A 769-nucleotide genomic window follows, 5' to 3' on the forward strand; every position below is an offset into this window, starting at 1 on the left:
GCAAACTACCTGACCAAACAAGGTGAAGACCTTTGATAATCAGCGAAATGCAACGCAAGCTAGCGACCTGGACAACAACCGACCCCACCCGCCGGGTGGACAGGTTGTTGCGCCTGATAGCACAGCCTGACTGGCTCGCAGAAGCGGCTCGGGTCACTCTGTCTTCCAAAGGGGCAAACACGCCCGGGATAGACGGAGAGATCAAGCTGACTGTGCAGGACAGGCTGCCGGCTATTCTTCAACAGATCAGGAGTGATTTACTCTCCGATGTTTACCAGCCGTTACCGGCCCGAAGGGTGTATATCCCAAAGGCCAACGGCAAGCAACGACCACTGGGTATCCCGACCCTACGCGACCGCATCGTTCAACGGGCCATGTTAATGGCGATGGAGCCCATGTGGGAAAGCGACTTCCATACGCTCTCCTACGGGTTCCGACCGGAGCGGAGCGTTCATCACGCGATCCGTACAGTGAAACTGCAACTGACGGACAATAAGGAAACGCGCGGACGCTGGGTCATTGAAGGGGATCTGTCCAGCTACTTTGATACCGTGCATCACCGGCTTCTGATGAAAGCTGTACGTCGCAGAATCAGGGACCGACGGTTCCTGAACCTTCTCTGGCGATTCATAAAAGCCGGTCATATTGATGCAGGTCTTTTCCGGGCAGCAAGTGAGGGCGTACCTCAGGGCGGTGTTATATCGCCACTGCTATCGAATATCATGCTGCATGAGTTCGATCAGTACCTGAACAAGCACTACCTCGGCAA

1 protein-coding gene is annotated in these 769 nt (G+C 55.0%); it reads left to right on the top strand.

The features are described 5' to 3' along the window. Nucleotides 1-32 precede the first annotated feature (32 nt). A partial coding sequence (locus MLC59_RS19815; protein ID WP_345799796.1) for a reverse transcriptase domain-containing protein occupies nt 33-769 on the top strand: 737 nt, incomplete at its 3' end.

This window comes from Marinobacter bryozoorum (genome assembly GCF_023156245.1).
Lineage (GTDB): Bacteria > Pseudomonadota > Gammaproteobacteria > Pseudomonadales > Oleiphilaceae > Marinobacter > Marinobacter bryozoorum.